A 16235-nucleotide genomic window follows, 5' to 3' on the forward strand; every position below is an offset into this window, starting at 1 on the left:
GGAAAAACACAATGATCGAGCAAGCGCACATCGAACAATTCCAGCGTGACGGTTTCTTGGTGGTCGAAGGCGTGTTGTCGCCGGAAGAAGTGGCCGCGTTGCAGCACGATTTCGACCAGTGGGTCGAAGAAAGCCGCAGCCATGCGCAGGGTTGGGGCGCCACCGTCGATGGCCGCGAACGGTTTGATCTGGAGGGCGATCACCGCGCCGATCACCCGTCGCTGCGCCGGGTCAGTTCGCCCACCGAGATTTCAGCGGCCTATGAGCGTGTAGCGTTGCACTCGCGCATGGCGGCGATTTCCGCGCAGTTGATCGGCGCCCACGGCGCGCGTTTTCACCACAGCAAGATCAACTCGAAACTGCCCCATACGGCGACCCAGGTGAAGTGGCACCAGGACTTCCTGTTCACGCCCCACAGCAACGACGATATCGTCACCGCCTTGCTGATGGTCAGCGAAGTGACCCCGGAAAACGGCCCGCTGAACGTGATTCCCGGAAGCCACAAAGGCCCGCTGTGGTCGCACTGGCAGCACCAGCGTTTTACCGGCTCGGTGGACGACGCGGTCGTCGAAGAACACTGCCAGCAACCGGTGGCCTGCTACGGCCCCGCGGGCTCCGTGTGCTTCATGCACACCCGCCTTTTGCATGCTTCCAGCCCTAACGAGACCGAACTGCCGCGCACCCTTTTCATCAGCGTATACGCCGCTGAAGACGCGCTGCCATTTGGCGAAAACCCATTGCCCAGCGCACATGCCGGCCTGCTGGTGGCCGGTGAAGAAAGCGGCTTGGTGCGTTCCACCGAAAACCACGTGCGCTTACCGCAAAAGCCCCGTGGCGCCTCGTTCTTCGTGCAACAGGCGGGACAAGATTCAGCCACTGCCTAACCCCCCTAAACCTTGCAGGTAATCACCATGACAGCGTTTCGTAAAAGTGTTCGTCCCCTTGCCGTGTGCCTGCTGGGCGCAGCGGTTGCGATGACTTCGTTGGCGGCTTCGGCGTTCCAGCAGGACGGCAAGATCATCGCCGGTTCCGACGTAACGTTCTTCCCGTATGAGTACATGGATAACAACAAGCCCGCAGGCTTTGACATCGAGTTCATGGACGGCCTGGGCAAGGTCATGGGCCGCAAGGTCGAGACCCTCGACACGCGCTTCCCCAACCTGATCACCGGCTTGCAAGCGGGGCGTTTCGATGTGACCAACTCGTCGATGTACATCACGGCGGAGCGGGTCAAGGTCATCGACATGATCCCTTACCTCAAGAGCGGCGAGTCGATCCTGACCCTCAAGGACAGCAGCTTCAAGCCCAAGACCCCGGAAGAGTTCTGCGGCCACAAGATCGGCTCGATGGGCGCCACGTCGTGGCTGGCGCAGATGAACAAGCTGTCGGCCGAGTACTGCGTGGGCAAGGGCTTGAAGCCGATCCAGATCAGCGAATACAGCACCGACCCGCAAACCACCCAGGCCCTGCTGGCCCACGCGGTTGAAGCGCAGATCACCGACGCCGCCGTGGCCCGTGGCGTGATCGACAAGCTCGGCAGCCGCGTGGTGATTTCCTCCGACACGCTGATCTACCCGGTGCTGAACGGCTTCGGCGTTAAGAAGGGCAATGACACGGTAAAGAAGGCCTTGCTCGACGGCCTGGAAAAATACCGCGCCACGCCTGAGTACGCCGCCTTGCTCAAGAAGTACAACTTCGAAGCGCCGACCGATGCCGACATCGCGGCATTGATGCCGAAGTAAACCCATCAGCGTGTGCCGCATTCGCGTGCGGCCGCGCCCTGCGGAGACCGATTCATGGCGTTATCCCACGAAGACCAGACGCGCATCGACCTGGCGGCGACCTTTCGCATCATCGCGCACCTGGGCATGCATGAGGCGGTGGCCAATCACTTCAGCGCTGCCGTGTCGGCCGATGGCAAACAGTTTTTGCTCAACCCGAAGTGGAAGCATTTCTCGAGTATCCGCGCGAGTGATTTGCTGCTGTTGAACGCCGACGATGCGTCCTGTGCCGATCACCCGAATGTGGACGCCACCGCCTGGTCAATCCACGGGCAGATCCATCGGCTGCTGCCGCAAACCCGCGCGGTGCTGCATTTACACCCGGTCTGCACCACCGCTGTGGCATGCCTGGCCAAGCCGCATATCCCGCCGATCGACCAGAACACCGCGCGCTATTTCAACCGCGTGGCGGTGGACGAACTGTACGGCGGCATGGCTGACACCGAGGCCGAAGGCGCGCGCCTGGCGGGGTTACTGGATGGCAAGAGTCGGCTGCTGATGGGCAACCACGGCGTGATGGTGACGGCGGGTTCCATCGGCGAAGCCTTTGACGATATCTGGACCCTGGAACGCGCCTGCCAGATCCTCGTTACCGCCTGGTCCACCGGGCAGCCGTTGCGGGTGTTATCGGATGAAGTGGCGGAAAAAACCGCGCGCGGCTGGGAAGGCATTGCCGATTTCTCGCGGCAGCACTTTGAAGAAATGAAGCAGTTGATGATCGACGCAGACCCTTCCGTGCTCGACTGAGGACTCCACATGACGTTTTCCGTTGTCGCCCGCTGCGCCGAGACAGGCCAGTTGGGCATCGCCATCAGCTCATCGAGCATTGCCGTGGGCGCGCGTTGCCCGTGGCTGCGGCCCGGCGTGGGGGCGGTGGCGTCGCAGAACATCACCTTGCCGAGCCTGGGGCCGCAGGTGCTGGACCTGTTGGAACAGGGGGTGGCGCCGAGTGAGGCGCTGGCCGCGTTGGCTGGGCAGGATCACAGTGAGTACCGCCAGGTCACGGTGATTGATAGCCAAGGCCGCACCGCGCATTTCAGCGGCGCGCAGACCCTGGGCATGCACCATGCGGTGAGTGGCGAGCAGTGTGTGGCGGCGGGGAATATGCTCGCCGATCCTGCGGTGATCGACGCCATGGTGGCGGCTTTCGAACAGGCCTCCGGGCCTCTGGCCGCCCGCCTTCTGGCGGCGATGCACGCCGGTGTGGCAGGCGGTGGTGAAGCGGGGCCGGTGCATTCGGCGGCACTGGTGGTGGTGGATGACCTCTTGTGGCCCATCGTCAACCTGCGCGTGGACTGGGCCGATGAAGACCCCATCGGCGCCCTCGACCAGCTCTGGCAGGCTTATCGCGGGCAGTTGCAGGCCTACATCGATCGCGCCATCAACCCCCAGATCGCACCCGGCTACGCCGTGCCGGGAGACGACCGATGAACAGCCGCGACCTGCTGGCGCAACTGGTGCGTTTTGACACCACCAGCCGCGAATCCAACCTGGCCTTGATTGACTTTGTGCGCACGTATTTGCAGGACCACGGCGTGGCCTGCGAGCTGGTGTACAACGAACACAAGAGCAAGGCCAATCTGCTCGCGACTATCGGCCCGGCAGAAGTGCCCGGCATTGTGTTGTCCGGGCATACCGACGTAGTGCCGGTGGATGGGCAGCGCTGGAGCGTGGCGCCGTTTGACCTTACCGAGCAAGACGGCAAGTTGTACGGCCGTGGCACGGCAGACATGAAGGGTTATATCGCCTGTGTGCTGGCGTGTGTGCCGGCCCTGGTGAAGGCTTCGCTGCGTATGCCGGTGCACATTGCGCTGTCGTATGACGAAGAAGTCGGCTGCCTGGGTGTGCGTTCGCTGATCGAGCGATTCCATGGGCAGCCGGTCAAACCGCTGCTGTGCGTGATCGGCGAACCCACCGAACTCAAGCCGGTACTCGGCCACAAGGGCAAGCTGGCAATGCGTTGCCACGTGCACGGCGCGGCGTGCCATTCGGCCTATGCGCCGGCGGGGGTGAATGCCATTGAATACGCCGCGCGCTTGATCAGCGAACTGGTGCGGCTCGGTGAAGCGCTGAAGGCACCGCAGCATCTGGATCAGCGTTTCGATCCGGCATTTTCCACGGTGCAGACCGGCTTGATCAACGGCGGCAAGGCACTGAACATCGTCCCGCAGGACTGCAGTTTCGACTTCGAAGTGCGCGCCTTGCCAACCCAGGATCCCTGGCAGGTTGCCCGGCAATTACAGACATACGCCGAGCAAACCCTGCTGCCGGCGATGCGGGCGGTGAGTGGGCAATCGGTGATCAGTCTCAGCGAGTTGTCCAGCTATCCAGGTTTGGCCACGTCGCTGGAAAGCCAGGCCGCCGAGTGGGTGGCACAGTTCTGCGGCTCGCGGGAGTTCGGCACCGTGGCTTTTGGCACTGAAGGTGGGCTGTTCGACCAGGCCGGCATTCCCACGGTGGTGTGCGGGCCGGGCAGCATGGAGCAGGGGCACAAGCCGGACGAGTTCATCAGCGTGGCGCAATTGCAGGCCTGTGACCGGATGCTGGCGCGGGTGCTGGGGTTTGTGAGCGACTAGCCTCTGCGGCGAGCGGGGCAAGTTATGGCCTTTATACTTTCGCTACACCTACCCGCCACTGCGCAGGCGGCAGGATCCCATTCACCAGGTAATTCCCCACAATCCGCGATTTGTACACGCGCGGGTTGTGGTTCGCCAGGGTCCGCGCGTTTCGCCACAGCCGGTCCAGCGCCTTGTTGCTGGCCGTGGCACTGGCGCCCAGTGCATCGAACAGCGCCGTGGTGGCCGCCAGTGTCGCATCCACCACTGGGTTCACTGCCAGGCACACTTCCAATTCAGCCAGCGCAACCTGCGGATCGTCATCGTGCAACGGCTGGTCATGGGCGATCACATACCGCGCGGTGTGCTCCAGCCGTTGCGCCGCTTGCTGGGCGATGGCTTGCGCAGCGTAGGCCTGGCTGGCGACTTCACCGATCACTTGCAGCAGTTGCACGTCCTGGCCGGCGGTGTCGGCATTGCCGGTGGTGAAGGTGCGCGCGCGCTGGCTGAGTTCCTCGGCACCGCTGAGGGCGGCGCGGCGGGCGATGCCAGCGAGGGTGCTGAGGTGGTAGAGCTGGAAGAACGACTGGCCGTGGCCAAAGCGTTGTTGGGTGAGGCGTACCTCGTCGTCCACCACGGGCGCGTTGTCGAAGATGCAGGTGCCGCTGGCGGTGAGGCGTTGGCCGAAGCCGTTCCAGTCATCGACGATCTGCACGCCGGGCGCCTTGAGGTCGACGACTACGCTGTAGATCGTGCCGTCTTCGCCCGTCGCGATGGTGTTGATCAGGTCGCTGTAGAGCGCGCCGGTGGTGTAGAACTTTCTGCCGCTGATGCGCAAGGCGCCGGCTTCGTCACGGTGCAGGCGGGTTTCGAAATCGCCACGGGTCTGGTTGCCGACTTCGGTGCTGCCGGGGGAGAGCAGGGCGCCCTGGCCGAGCCGGTCCAGCCACTTGGCGCGCCAATCCAAGTCCTTGGCGCTGAGTACGTCCTCGCAGAAACCGAAGTGCCCGCGCAGGGCCTGGGTGATGTTGGAGTCGGCGGCGGACAGCTCTGTGAGCAGCGCCAGCAACTCGACCAACGTTGCATCCTGGCCGCCATAACTGGCCGGCAGGCGCCAGCGCGGCAGGCCCAAGGCGTTCAGTTGCTGGATCACGGTGGCGAGGCTGCCACGTGTCTGATCCGACACCGCCGCCTGCGCGAGAATCTGCGCAAAGAGCGGGCGAAACGGTGCGGCCAGTTGTTCGTAACGGGCAGTGGGCGGTGCGCCCCAGATGTTCAAAGCGGGAATCGACATGCAATGGACCTTGCAGAAAATGGTTCAGGTGCTGGGGTCCAGTGGTCTGGTGAGCTCACCCTAACTCAGGCGCGGCGAAGTTTTTAATACGAAAAGCAGCTAGCGACCTGTACGACGGTTCTATCGATAGTGCCCAACAGTATTAAACCCCGCGCTTTTATTGCGTTAGCTTCTACGACAAATGACCAGACTGCACGCCCACAGATGGTTGAACCTACCCTCCAACCCTGTGGGATTTTCCATGATCAACCGTCGAACACTGCTGTCCTTGTTGGGCCTGGCCTCTCTTGCGCTGTATGGGCCGTCGGCCAGCGCCGCCGAACCGCTGACCCTTACCGTGGGTGACCAGTTCTTCTCCAACCGCATCGTGCTGGAGCTGTCGGGCGAGCTGAAAGACTTGCCCTACAAAATCGACTTCAAGCGCTTCAACACCGGCTCGCCGGTGGCCTCGGCCGTGGCCAGCGGCGCGCTGGACGTAGGCATCGTCGGCGACACCCCGGTGATCAGCCTGGCCGCCAATGGCGCGCCGGTCAAAGTCGTCGCCAGCACCCAGACCAGCCTCGACGGCGTGGGCATCGTGGCGCGCAAGGGCATTCAGTCGGTGGCCGACCTCAAAGGCAAGACCGTCGCCATCTGGAACGGCTCATGGAGCCAGCAACTGGCGTACAAGGCGCTGGATGAAGCCGGTGTGCCGCGCAGCAGCGTCCACTTCAAATACCTGCTGCCGGCCGAGGCCAGCCTGGCACTGACCCAGGGCGACATCGACGCCTTCGGCACCTGGGAACCCTACGTGTCGCTGCAGGAAAAAGAAGGCAGCACCCTGATCCGCAACGCCAAGGGCCTGATGAGCGCACCGACCTATATCGTCGCCTACGAGCCGGCCCTGGCACAGAAAAGCGCGATCATCAAGGACTTCATTGCTCGCCTGACCCGCGCCCGGGTGTGGAGCAACACGCACGTGGATGAGTACGCCGAAGCCTGGTCCAAGGCCAACCAATCGGCGCCGGAAATTGCCAAAGTGTGGTTCAAGCGCGACGCGATCAAGGTGCTGCCGATCTCGCCGACGATCATCAGCGAGGCCCAGGCCACGGCGGATTTTCTGGTGGATGCGCAGATGTTGAAGCAGCGGTATGACGTGGCGCCGTTGTTTGATCGGGTGCTTTAAACGCAGGGGAAATAAGCGCTCACAGTATCCACGGGCTGTTTGTACAGGTGCTGAACTAGGATTTTTGATTCCGGCGCTCACCGGAAACAAAATTCCACTGGCATCGACAAGGAGTAGCCAGTAGGCTACAAGTGATACTGTGACTAATTCAATCGGCAGGACGCCGGAGTTTGATACATGGCTCGACGGTATGCGGGATATTTGGGGGAAAACGGCGATTCTGGCTCGCTTGGACCGGGCGGAGGAAAACAATTTTGGGGATTGTGAATCCGTAGGTGACGGCCTGAGTGAGATGCGTGTGTTTGTCGGGCCCGGCTACAGGATGTATTTCGTGCGTACGGGAATCACCGCTTACCTGATGCTGTGGGGGAGCGATAAAACCGACCAGAAAAGAGGAATCAAGCGGGCTAAAGAGATTCTTGATGCCCTGAGAGGTAGATGAAATGAGCGAATCGAAATTCAAACCCGAGGACATGCCGATCCTCGATCTGGATACGTCCGGCACTAGCATCTATGAAGCGTCGCGCTTCCTCGACAGTCCGCAAACCATCAGTGCGTATCTGGCGCAGAGCATGACGTCTCAAGACCCGCAGGTACTGATGAAGGCGCTTGCCGAGGTTGCCAAGGCCCAAGGTGTGAACAAGGTGGCTGAAGCGGCTGGGGTGAATCGGGAGAGCCTGTATAAAACCTTGAAGGGGGGCTCGAAGACGCGCTATGAAACGATCCAGAAGCTGATGCTGGCGTTAGGGGTTGAGTTGACTGTGCGGCCGATTGCAGGAGCGAGCAAGCCCGCCCCTACAAAAATCTGAATCAGCGCACCAGGCACGGCTGCTTGTTGTTGAAGCGCCACCCCGGAATCAAAAACTGCATCGCCACGCTGTCATCCCGCGCGCCAAGCCCCATGCCTTTGTACACCTCATGGGCCTTGGCGACCGCATCCATGTCGATCTCCACTCCCAAGCCTGGCTTGCTCGGCACTTTTACATAACCCCCTTCGATTTTCAGCGGCGCCTTGGTCAGGTGCTGGCCGTCCTGCCAGATCCAGTGGGTGTCGATGGCGGTGATGTCGCCCGGGGCTGCGGCGGCGACCTGGGTGAACATCGCCAGGGAAATGTCGAAGTGGTTGTTGGAGTGCGAGCCCCAGGTCAGGCCCCATTCATGGCACATCTGCGCAACGCGTACCGAGCCCTGCATCGTCCAGAAGTGTGGGTCGGCGAGGGGGATGTCCACCGATTGCAGCTGGATCGCGTGGCCCATTTCGCGCCAGTCGGTGGCGATCATGTTGGTGGCGGTTTTCAGGCCGGTGGCACGGCGGAATTCAGCCATGACTTCGCGGCCCGAGTAGCCGTTTTCGGCGCCGCAGGGGTCTTCGGCGTAGGCGAGTACGTGGTGCTGGTCGCGGCACAGGCGGATGGCTTCTTTCAATGACCAGGCGCCGTTCGGGTCGAGGGTGATACGCGCATCCGGGAAGCGTTCGGCCAGGGCGGTGACGGCTTCGATTTCTTCGTCGCCGCTCAATACGCCGCCTTTTAGCTTGAAGTCATTGAAACCGTACTTGGCTTTGGCGGCTTCGGCCAGGCGCACCACGGCGTCGGCCGTCAGGGCGGTTTCGTGACGTAGACGGAACCACTCATCATCGCTTTCGGCGTCGTTGCGGTAGGCCAGGTCGGTGGCACTGCGATCGCCGACATAAAACAGATAACCGAGCATTTTTACCGCGTCGCGTTGCTGCCCTTCACCGAGCAAGGCGGCCACCGGGACTTCGAGGAATTGACCGAGCAGGTCGAGCAGCGCGGCTTCCATGGCGGTGACGGCATGGATGGTGATGCGCAGGTCGAAGGTCTGCAAGCCACGGCCGGCGGCATCGCGGGAGGCAAAGGTGCTGCGCATCTGGTTGAGGATGCGCTGGTACTGGCCGATGGGTTGGCCGATCACCAGGCTGCGGGCGTCTTCCAGGGTTTCGCGGATGCGTTCGCCGCCGGGCACTTCACCCACGCCGGTGTTGCCGGAGCTGTCCTTGAGGATGACGATATTGCGTGTGAAGTACGGGCCGTGGGCGCCGCTGAGGTTGAGCAACATGCTGTCGTGGCCGGCGACGGGGATGACCTGGAAGTGAGTAACGACGGGCGTAGTCATGGCAAGTTCCTGAATAGTCTTAAAGAGGTTTGCTGAGGGCGGCGCGGGTGGGCACGGCGCTCGGTGAAGCCAGCGCGGCAGAGGGCGCGGTCTTGGCGAAAAACACCAGGATCGCGGCGAGCACCGACGTGCCGGCCAGGCCATAGAGGCCGCCCTGGATCGAGCCGGTGGTCTGTTCCAGGAAGCCGAAGGTGGTGGGCGCAACGAAGCCGCCCAGGTTGCCGATAGAATTGATCAACGCGATCACGGCGGCGGCGATACGCACATCCAGGTAACCCTGGGGAATCGGCCAGAACAGCGACGATGCCGACTTGAAGCCGATGGCCGCAAAACAGATCGCCACAAAGGCAAAGATCGGCCCGCCGGTGGTGGACATGAACATGCCCGCTGCCGCAATCAACAGCGCTGCCGCCACCCAGGCCTGCTGGAACTTGAACTTGCCCGACAACGAGGCGAAGGCGTACATGGCGATGATCGAGATCAGCCAGGGGATCGAGTTGAAGAAACCGACCTGCACATCACTGAGGTCCCCCATCTTCTTGATGATGCTCGGCAGCCAGAAGGTGGCGGCGTAGATCGTCAGTTGGATGCAGAAATACAGCGCGCAGAACAGCAGGATCTGGCGGTCCTTGAGCAGCTTGCCGAGGGTCGGCTTGACGCTGGTGAGGGCCTCGCGGTCGCGCTGTTCTTGGTCGATGGCGTTGACCAGCGCGTCCTGTTCTTCGCGGGTCATCCATTTTGCGTCGTGAGGTTTGGAGTCCAGCCAGAACCATACAAAGAAGCCAATCACCACCGAAGCCAAGCCTTCAATGGCGAACATCCATTGCCAGCCGTGGAAGCCAAAGCCCTCGATCTGCAACAGCACGCCTGACAGCGGGCCGGAAATCAGTGACGCAACCGCCGAGCCACTCAAGAAGATCGCGATGGCTTTACCGCGCTCCACGCCGGGCAGCCAGCGCGTGAAGTAGTAGATCACCCCAGGAAAGAAGCCGGCCTCGGCCACGCCCAGCAGGAAGCGCAGGATGTAGAAGTGGGTTTCGTTCTGGATGAACGCCATCAGCGTGGCGACAATGCCCCAAGTGAACATGATGCGGGTCAGCCAGATACGCGCGCCGACCTTTTGCAGCAGCATGTTGGAGGGTACTTCGAACAGGGCATAGCCGATGAAGAACAACCCGGCGCCGAAGCCATAGGCGGCTGCGCCGATGCCCAGGTCATGCTCCATGTGCGTGCGCACAAAGCCGATATTGACTCGGTCGATGTAGTTGAGGATGAACATGATCACGAACAGTGGGAGCACATGGCGCTTCACTTTGCTCACGGCGCGCGCGAGGACGGGATCACTTTCGGGTGCGGCAGATACATGGATTGAATGGGTCACAATTCAAAACTTCCCCTGATTATTTTTATGCGGGTTTGCGTGTCTTGTTGATAGACATCATACAAGTTGTTTTTTTCAGATCGCAATGGGGGTGATGATGTTTTTGTGTTTATAAGCAGGTTTATTGAGCATTTATTAGGTTCTAAGGGGTGTTCGAGGCTGGATGCTTGCGAAGGTCGGCAAGGCGATTGATATTGGTTGTCATACAAGTTGAGGTCTTCTGCTTCACACGACATCCTGTGTAGGAGCGAGCTTGCTCGCGAAAAACGTCAACGATAACGCGGGCACCCAGGATGAACGCGGCGTGCTCAGGTTTTTCGCGAGCAAGCTCGCTCCTACAGGGTGTTAAGCTCGCACCCGCTAACTCTGTGGATTCGTCACTATGCCCATTGAACATGGACCCGCTGTCCGTAAACGCTCCACCAACCTGGCCCAGGGCGTGGTCGATGCGCTGACCCAGCGCATCCTGCTCGGCCAGTTGAAACCCGGCGAAAAACTGCCGTCGGAATCCACCATCGTGCTTGAACACGGCGTGAGCCGAACCGTCGTGCGCGAAGCGATCTCCAAGTTGCAGGCGTCGGGACTGGTCGAGACCCGCCACGGCATAGGCACCTTTGTGCTGGCGCAACAGGCGCAGCAGGGCTTGCGCCTGCATGTGGACACGGTCGCCAGCGTGCGCAACATGCTCGAACTGCGCCTGGGTCTGGAAGTGCAAGCCGTCGCACTGGCCGCCGTGCGCCGCACCGACCAACAACTGGCCCACATGCGCCAGGCACTCGACGACTACCAGGCCTCCCTGGCCAACAACGACAGTTGCGTGGAGGAAGACAAACGCTTTCACCAACTGATCGCCGAGGCCACCGGCAATACTTTCTTCAGCGAAATCATGCTGCACCTGGGCAATGCGATGATCCCGCGCACCCAGGTTAAAGGCGATGAACGTGGCGGCGCCGACTTTGCCAAGCTCGGCCAGTTGGCCAACCTGGAACATGAAGCGATCTTCAACGCGATCAAACGCCAGGACCCGGACGCCGCCCGCGCCGCCATGGTGTTGCACCTGACCAACAGCCGGGACCGTTTTTCGGGGGAGCAGGGGCGTTGAACGAACACACCTTATCCCTGCGCCTGGAGCGCGTCGCCGCCAACGTACCGACGGGCGCGCGCCTGGCCGATATCGGCTCCGATCACGGTTATTTGCCGGTGGCATTGATGCGCCGTGGCCTGATCACGGCGGCAGTGGCGGGGGAGGTCGCGACCACGCCCTTTCATGCGGCACAACGGACCGTGCGCGACAACGGCCTGGAGCAACAGATCACCGTGCGTCTGGCTGATGGTTTGGCGGCCATGAAGCCCGATGACGGCATCACCGCGATCAGCATCTGCGGCATGGGCGGCGAGACGATTCGTGACATTCTCGAAAGCGGCAAGCGGCACCTGAGTGGCCAGGAACGATTGATCCTGCAACCCAATGGTGGCGAGCAACCGCTGCGCCAATGGCTGATGGACAACGGTTACTCGATCCTCAGTGAAGAGCTGCTGCGGGAGAACCGCTTCTACTACGAAATCATCGTCGCTGAGCGCGCAGAGGCGGTGGTTTACACCGCTGAACAACTGTACTTTGGCCCGCTGCAAATGCAGGCGCGCAGCCCAGTGTTCATCGCCAAGTGGCAACGTATGCTGCGCCAAAAACACAAGACCCTGGCCAGCTTCGAGCACGCTCGGCAAGCGGTGCCGGAAGAGAAGCGAAAAGAGATCGCGCAGCAGGCCAGATGGATTACCGCACTACTGGCCTGATACCCCTTCACTCAAACCTGATGACCTAGGACACCCACCATGGCCGACGCCACCGACACCACCTTCTACGACCGCGCCGACGCGCACATCGAATTGTCGAACGAGCAGCTACAGGCTCACGAAAACCTCGGCCAGGTCAGCGCCTCGATGATGTTCGGCACCACGCGTTTCAATGCCTGGGCCAGCGCACGCAACTTCAAGTCCGGCGCGGAAATGGCCGATGCGCGGGAGGCGATGTTGAAGTATTTCTGTGACCAGTACCGGATGATGCTGGAGGACAACCTGGACGATCACATCAATAATTTCAGCCGGTACATGCAGGCTAAGTAGGCTGTCGTGGACTGCTTCCTAGAACCGTTCGAGGAAGTCGCTTGTTCAGGCATCAAGGCGCGAAATCTGACGGACCCAGGTTGAAGGGTTGCTCAGGGATCGGCGGGTTGATCGGTGCTTGTGCCTTCGGGCTGATCAGGTTGGTGTATTCCTCAATGATGCGGTTGATCGCCTCGGGCGGTTCGCACGCCTTGAACTCGATGCGGATCTGGACTTCATCCGGGTCACGGTCCTGGCCTTCGCGTTTGGAGTTGCCGAAGGTCACGAAAAACTTTTCGCTGTGCAGGTCTCCGTTTTCCAGGTCATGGTTGGCTTTCTGCACTTCGCTGGAGTGCATCTTCACCGATAGCTCCACGTCCATCTTTTGCAGTGCCAGGCCCTTGGGGGCTACCAACGCAATCAGCGGCACGCTGATGGTGTGGCTTTCGGTCAGGGCGATTTCGACCATTTTGGCTTTCATCGGGGTGCCGAGGTCTTCAGTGTTGTAATCGAAGAACTGGTCGAACAAGGTGATGTATTGCTGGGCGATCAGGTTGTGCGTGGCCGCCGCTGCCTGGTGCAACCCCCGGGTAATGTGGCTCAAGTCGCTGGCCGACATGGGTTCCTTGGGGCGTGAAAAGAGTGCCATGGTGATCTCCTTAAGTCGTGAGAGGGTTGCCCCGCCTGAGTGGCGGGCGGGGCGAGGTGGGCCATTTTTTGTTACGCGGCTTTGCCGTCGGACTTCGCGTCAGGCATAGGCAGCACGCCGGTGGTTGGCAGGGTATCGGCGCTGGTTGGGGCGGCTGATGGGAGGATGATCGGTTTGGTGGCGGCCTCGGTGAGGAAGTCGATGACGCGCATCAAGGCTTCCGGTGGGTCCTGTCGAACGATCTTTGTGTGGATGGCGTAACGGGCGCGAGTGTCGGTCTTGCGCGTTTGTGACGACTTGTGACTGGCAGCGCCTTTGGCCGTGACCGTGAACGGGCCCCAACCCATCTTGGCTTCGAAGCTGCCGGAGACATCGCTGGAACTGGTGTCTTCAGCCATCTGGCTGATGGTCAGTTCGAAGTCGATGGTCCCTTCTTCGATGGTGATGTTCGGGTGACTGATGGCCGCCAGCAGCGGAATGCGCATGGTCTTGTTGACCGTGCCCTTGAAGACCCCCTTGTCGTCGACCAGGGTTTCGTCATAGTCGAACTGCACCGAGACGGCTTTGCCGTCCTGGATGCACACGCCCATGATGAAGTCCGCATACGCTTTGCTCGCGGCGACCTGAGCCTGGATCATTGCCATCAGCGGACCGCTGATCATCTTGTCCAGAGGCAGTGCGGCAATCACGCCGCCAATAAGCCCTTTATCAATTGGATCTGGCATTTTTAATTTCCTTATCGAGAGTGCGCGAAAGTGCGCAACTTCAATCTATCCATGGCGCAACGGTTGATTCAGTAGGAAGTTATTACCGATGAAAGCAAACTTCCTGGCGCCGGATATTGGCTATTTGCCGCAGACTCAGGCCGTACTTCTCGGCCAATACGCTGCGCGAAATACCATCGGAAATACCGGTCTGGATATTCTGGTTTCGTATCTGGCGAAAGAAATGATCGGACTTCGGAATCTCCAGCGAGATACCCGCAAAGGCATCTATCAGGGCTTGCAGTGATTCTGGCGAGAGGACCAGTGCCAGTGAGGTGCGTTGAGAATGTTTGGGAATGTATTTCGGGCGTCCGCCATACACGCACGTCAGCCGAAAAGCGCTTTCAAGTCCGACGCAGGCAATCAGCACCTGAAGTGAGTGAGGGAGTTGCCGTACATCAATGAGTTCCAGATCTTTCTGTTCCATCGGTAATACCTCCTTGGGGTGCGAAGCTGCTCAGAGCTTGGAAGGTACGTATGCCGATAAGCAGTAGGAAACTTTACCTATGAGAGTAGGGAACTTTTACCTTCTGATACTGTTGCGGTGAGGGTGATGGACTGCGGTTTCCTAAAACCCAAAGGAAACTCACCATGAACGAGAAATCACCCCAGAAAGAAAGTGCCGTTGATATGGCGTTTATCGGCAAGCAGGAAGGTGCGTCGATAACCAGGGGCTATGTGCCCTTGGCGGATAAAAGCCAGAGCGGCGTGACTATCGCGACCGGCTTTGACATCGGTCAGCAGAGCAACCTGGATATGCTGCGCGCAGATCTGCGTGATCGCCTCGCGCCTTACCTGCACCTCAAAGGCGCAGACGCGAAGGCGTTCCTTCAGAAGCATCCGCTGGAGATTAGTGTGGCCGATGCGAAGGCGATCGACGACGCCTACGAGGCTCAGTTCATTCACACGCTGATGACCAAGTACGATAAGGCGACATCACTTCTTTTCGCCAAGTTGCCCACCGAGAGGGTTATCCCTTTTGCCGACTTGCCTGCCGGAGTGCAGACGGCCATCGCCTCGGTCGCTTTCCAGTACGGAGACCTGGCGACCCGCACGCCAATATTCTGGGGGCAAGTGACGCAGCGCAAATGGGCGGATGCTATCGCTACCCTGGAAGACTTTCATGACAGTTACCACGACCGTCGCAAAGCGGAGGCGGCGTTGATGAGGGCTGACAAGCCCGCCGATGACCGATCAAACAGTTGAAGGACAGCCGCCTGCTAATTTAGCCAGGCGGCTTTTTTTGGGTTACGGGCAAGGTCGGGCCAGCAGCAGACTGACGCTGCCCATGCCGCTTGCGTCTTCAGCGTCGGTGCCTTCAGGCAGGCTGCGCCAATCGACATCGACGCAGATCGCGGTGACAGCAATGCCGCGCTCTATACCGACCTTATCGCCGAACTCATAACGATACGTTGCCAGGCTGGTTTTATACGCCGTGACACTGGTGGCGTTGGCCAGCGTGTGCACGATCTTCTCGCCTGCTTTACTCGAGGGCGGTGTGAAGTGCGTGGTATGAGCCGGGTTGAAGTAGTGGGCCAGACGCGTGGCATGCCACAAACGTTGCCACTGATGTTTGGCTGCATGGGCACTCAAGGTCACGGCGTACTCCATGAGTAGGTGAGGTTCGGCTTCCTCAGTATTCAGTGCGTAAGCAGAGGGTGCCAGTGAGCACGCCATTGCGAGCGAGAAGGCACGTAGTAATCGACGATCCATGGTCAACTCCTGATAGAGCGGGTGATGAAAAAAGCCTGTTCGATAACAGGCTTTTTCGAGTGCTGCGATCGCAACTCAGTAGGTGTGTTCCACCAAGTATTCCCAGTTGTCGGCGTTGGTCAGGACGGTGTGCAGGTTGCCGTCGCCTTGCTCGGCTTGTTGCACCAGTCGCAGGCAGGCCTCCTGGCCGTAGGCGTGGTCGTCGGTGCCCAGCACATCGTTGAAATGGCTGGTTTCGTGGATCAACGTGCCAGCGCGCGAGTCGTTGCCATAGGTCGGGGCGGTGAAGAATGCCCCTCCCAGCGTAATGTGATGTCCCGCGTCGTTGGGGTGGACCTCCGCATACCAATCTGCATTGGGTTCGCAGTTGACCTGCCCTTCATGAATGTTTTGCAGTGCCTGAAAAATTCGGTCCAGGCGTTGAGCCAAGACTTGCAGGTTTCCAGGTTGCTGGACGCCCATCCACACCCTAGCGACATCGGCATTGCCGCCGTTCAGGTGATGGATGGTGAATTCCAGTGAGCGCAACGCGGCATAGCGAGCTGCACGGAAAGTTCTGCGTTCGGAGCTGTTAAGTGCACGTGCCATGATGAATCTCCAGTGGTATTAGGAGATTTCAGTGTGAGCGGGAGGAAAAGTGCTCATCAGCAGGAAGTAATTCCGCTGTTCCTACGCACTGCGCCATTAGTTACAG

20 protein-coding genes are annotated in these 16235 nt (G+C 60.3%); 12 read left to right on the forward strand and 8 right to left on the reverse strand.

Annotation, left to right across the window (positions count from 1 at the left end):
* Positions 1-11 precede the first annotated feature (11 nt).
* Genes HX793_RS11265 through argE form a run of 5 tightly spaced genes read left to right on the forward strand, consistent with a single transcriptional unit; the run spans position 12 to position 4357 of the window.
* Entirely contained in the window at positions 12-884 is an 873-nt protein-coding gene (locus HX793_RS11265; RefSeq protein WP_177053541.1) for a phytanoyl-CoA dioxygenase family protein, read from the forward strand.
* A 27-nt stretch (positions 885-911) separates the two neighbouring features.
* Complete coding sequence (locus HX793_RS11270; protein WP_177058770.1) at positions 912-1742, forward strand: ABC transporter substrate-binding protein; 831 nt, start codon at positions 912-914, stop codon at positions 1740-1742.
* Positions 1743-1796: 54 nt separating this feature from the next.
* Positions 1797-2528 (forward strand): class II aldolase and adducin N-terminal domain-containing protein, encoded by a 732-nt coding sequence (locus HX793_RS11275; RefSeq protein ID WP_177053539.1) that lies wholly within the window; start codon positions 1797-1799, stop codon positions 2526-2528.
* Between the two features lie 9 nt (positions 2529-2537).
* Positions 2538-3212, forward strand: a complete 675-nt coding sequence (locus HX793_RS11280; protein ID WP_177058768.1) for a DUF1028 domain-containing protein — start codon at positions 2538-2540, stop codon at positions 3210-3212.
* Positions 3209-4357, forward strand: coding sequence for an acetylornithine deacetylase (gene argE / locus HX793_RS11285; RefSeq protein ID WP_177058766.1), 1149 nt, complete (start codon positions 3209-3211; stop codon positions 4355-4357). The genes HX793_RS11280 and argE overlap by 4 nt, the downstream gene beginning before the upstream one ends.
* Before the next feature lie 31 nt (positions 4358-4388).
* On the opposite strand, the gene HX793_RS11290 is transcribed toward argE, so the two are convergent.
* On the reverse strand, positions 4389-5630 hold the full coding sequence (locus tag HX793_RS11290; RefSeq protein ID WP_177095490.1) for an acyl-CoA dehydrogenase family protein: 1242 nt from the start codon (positions 5628-5630) through the stop codon (positions 4389-4391).
* A 241-nt stretch (positions 5631-5871) separates the two neighbouring features.
* Here HX793_RS11290 and HX793_RS11295 point away from each other — a divergent pair, with 241 nt between their 5' ends.
* From HX793_RS11295 to HX793_RS11305, 3 genes are all read left to right on the forward strand, one after another.
* Positions 5872-6795 carry an ABC transporter substrate-binding protein gene (locus HX793_RS11295; RefSeq protein WP_177095492.1) on the forward strand — a complete coding sequence of 308 codons (924 nt, stop codon included), beginning with the start codon at positions 5872-5874 and terminating at the stop codon, positions 6793-6795.
* Between the two features lie 139 nt (positions 6796-6934).
* The gene (locus HX793_RS11300) at positions 6935-7237 is read left to right on the forward strand and encodes a type II toxin-antitoxin system RelE/ParE family toxin (RefSeq protein ID WP_016976452.1); all 303 of its coding nucleotides are present in this window, start codon (positions 6935-6937) and stop codon (positions 7235-7237) included.
* 1 nt (position 7238) lies between these two features.
* On the forward strand, positions 7239-7604 hold the full coding sequence (locus HX793_RS11305) for an addiction module antidote protein (protein ID WP_177058764.1): 366 nt from the start codon (positions 7239-7241) through the stop codon (positions 7602-7604).
* Between the two features lies 1 nt (position 7605).
* On the opposite strand, the gene gudD is transcribed toward HX793_RS11305, so the two are convergent.
* Complete coding sequence (gudD, locus tag HX793_RS11310) at positions 7606-8931, reverse strand: glucarate dehydratase (RefSeq protein WP_177095494.1); 1326 nt, start codon at positions 8929-8931, stop codon at positions 7606-7608.
* Between the two features lie 19 nt (positions 8932-8950).
* On the reverse strand, positions 8951-10312 hold the full coding sequence (locus HX793_RS11315) for an MFS transporter (protein WP_177058762.1): 1362 nt from the start codon (positions 10310-10312) through the stop codon (positions 8951-8953).
* 382 nt (positions 10313-10694) lie between these two features.
* On the opposite strand from HX793_RS11315, the gene HX793_RS11320 reads away from it, so the two are divergent.
* The 3 genes from HX793_RS11320 to HX793_RS11330 are packed head-to-tail and all read left to right on the forward strand — an operon-like array spanning position 10695 to position 12436.
* A complete protein-coding gene (locus tag HX793_RS11320; RefSeq protein WP_016976456.1) occupies positions 10695-11414 on the forward strand; it encodes a FadR/GntR family transcriptional regulator in 720 nt (239 codons plus the stop codon).
* On the forward strand, positions 11411-12106 hold the full coding sequence (locus HX793_RS11325) for a tRNA (adenine(22)-N(1))-methyltransferase (RefSeq protein WP_177058760.1): 696 nt from the start codon (positions 11411-11413) through the stop codon (positions 12104-12106). Before HX793_RS11320 ends, HX793_RS11325 begins: the two co-directional genes overlap by 4 nt.
* Positions 12107-12145: 39 nt before the next feature.
* A complete protein-coding gene (locus HX793_RS11330; RefSeq protein ID WP_016976458.1) occupies positions 12146-12436 on the forward strand; it encodes a DUF3144 domain-containing protein in 291 nt (96 codons plus the stop codon).
* A 52-nt stretch (positions 12437-12488) separates the two neighbouring features.
* Here the strand turns inward: HX793_RS11330 and HX793_RS11335 are convergent, their stop codons facing one another.
* The 3 genes from HX793_RS11335 to HX793_RS11345 form a co-directional block, all read right to left on the reverse strand.
* On the reverse strand, positions 12489-13064 hold the full coding sequence (locus HX793_RS11335; RefSeq protein ID WP_016976459.1) for a DUF2589 domain-containing protein: 576 nt from the start codon (positions 13062-13064) through the stop codon (positions 12489-12491).
* A gap of 71 nt (positions 13065-13135) precedes the next feature.
* On the reverse strand, positions 13136-13789 hold the full coding sequence (locus HX793_RS11340; RefSeq protein ID WP_016976460.1) for a DUF2589 domain-containing protein: 654 nt from the start codon (positions 13787-13789) through the stop codon (positions 13136-13138).
* An 82-nt stretch (positions 13790-13871) separates the two neighbouring features.
* The gene (locus tag HX793_RS11345) at positions 13872-14255 is read right to left on the reverse strand and encodes a transcriptional regulator (protein ID WP_016976461.1); all 384 of its coding nucleotides are present in this window, start codon (positions 14253-14255) and stop codon (positions 13872-13874) included.
* 164 nt (positions 14256-14419) lie between these two features.
* Between HX793_RS11345 and HX793_RS11350 the strand changes: the two genes are divergently transcribed.
* Positions 14420-15034, forward strand: a complete 615-nt coding sequence (locus tag HX793_RS11350) for a pesticin C-terminus-like muramidase (protein WP_177058758.1) — start codon at positions 14420-14422, stop codon at positions 15032-15034.
* A 42-nt stretch (positions 15035-15076) separates the two neighbouring features.
* On the opposite strand, the gene HX793_RS11355 is transcribed toward HX793_RS11350, so the two are convergent.
* Both HX793_RS11355 and HX793_RS11360 read right to left on the reverse strand, forming a co-directional pair.
* A complete protein-coding gene (locus HX793_RS11355; protein ID WP_025999744.1) occupies positions 15077-15541 on the reverse strand; it encodes a hypothetical protein in 465 nt (154 codons plus the stop codon).
* 75 nt (positions 15542-15616) lie between these two features.
* Positions 15617-16129, reverse strand: coding sequence for a M35 family metallo-endopeptidase (locus tag HX793_RS11360; protein WP_016976464.1), 513 nt, complete (start codon positions 16127-16129; stop codon positions 15617-15619).
* Positions 16130-16235: the final 106 nt, after the last annotated feature.

Origin of the sequence: Pseudomonas reactans (assembly GCF_013387025.1) — a bacterium.
Classification (GTDB): Bacteria; Pseudomonadota; Gammaproteobacteria; order Pseudomonadales; family Pseudomonadaceae; genus Aquipseudomonas; species Aquipseudomonas reactans.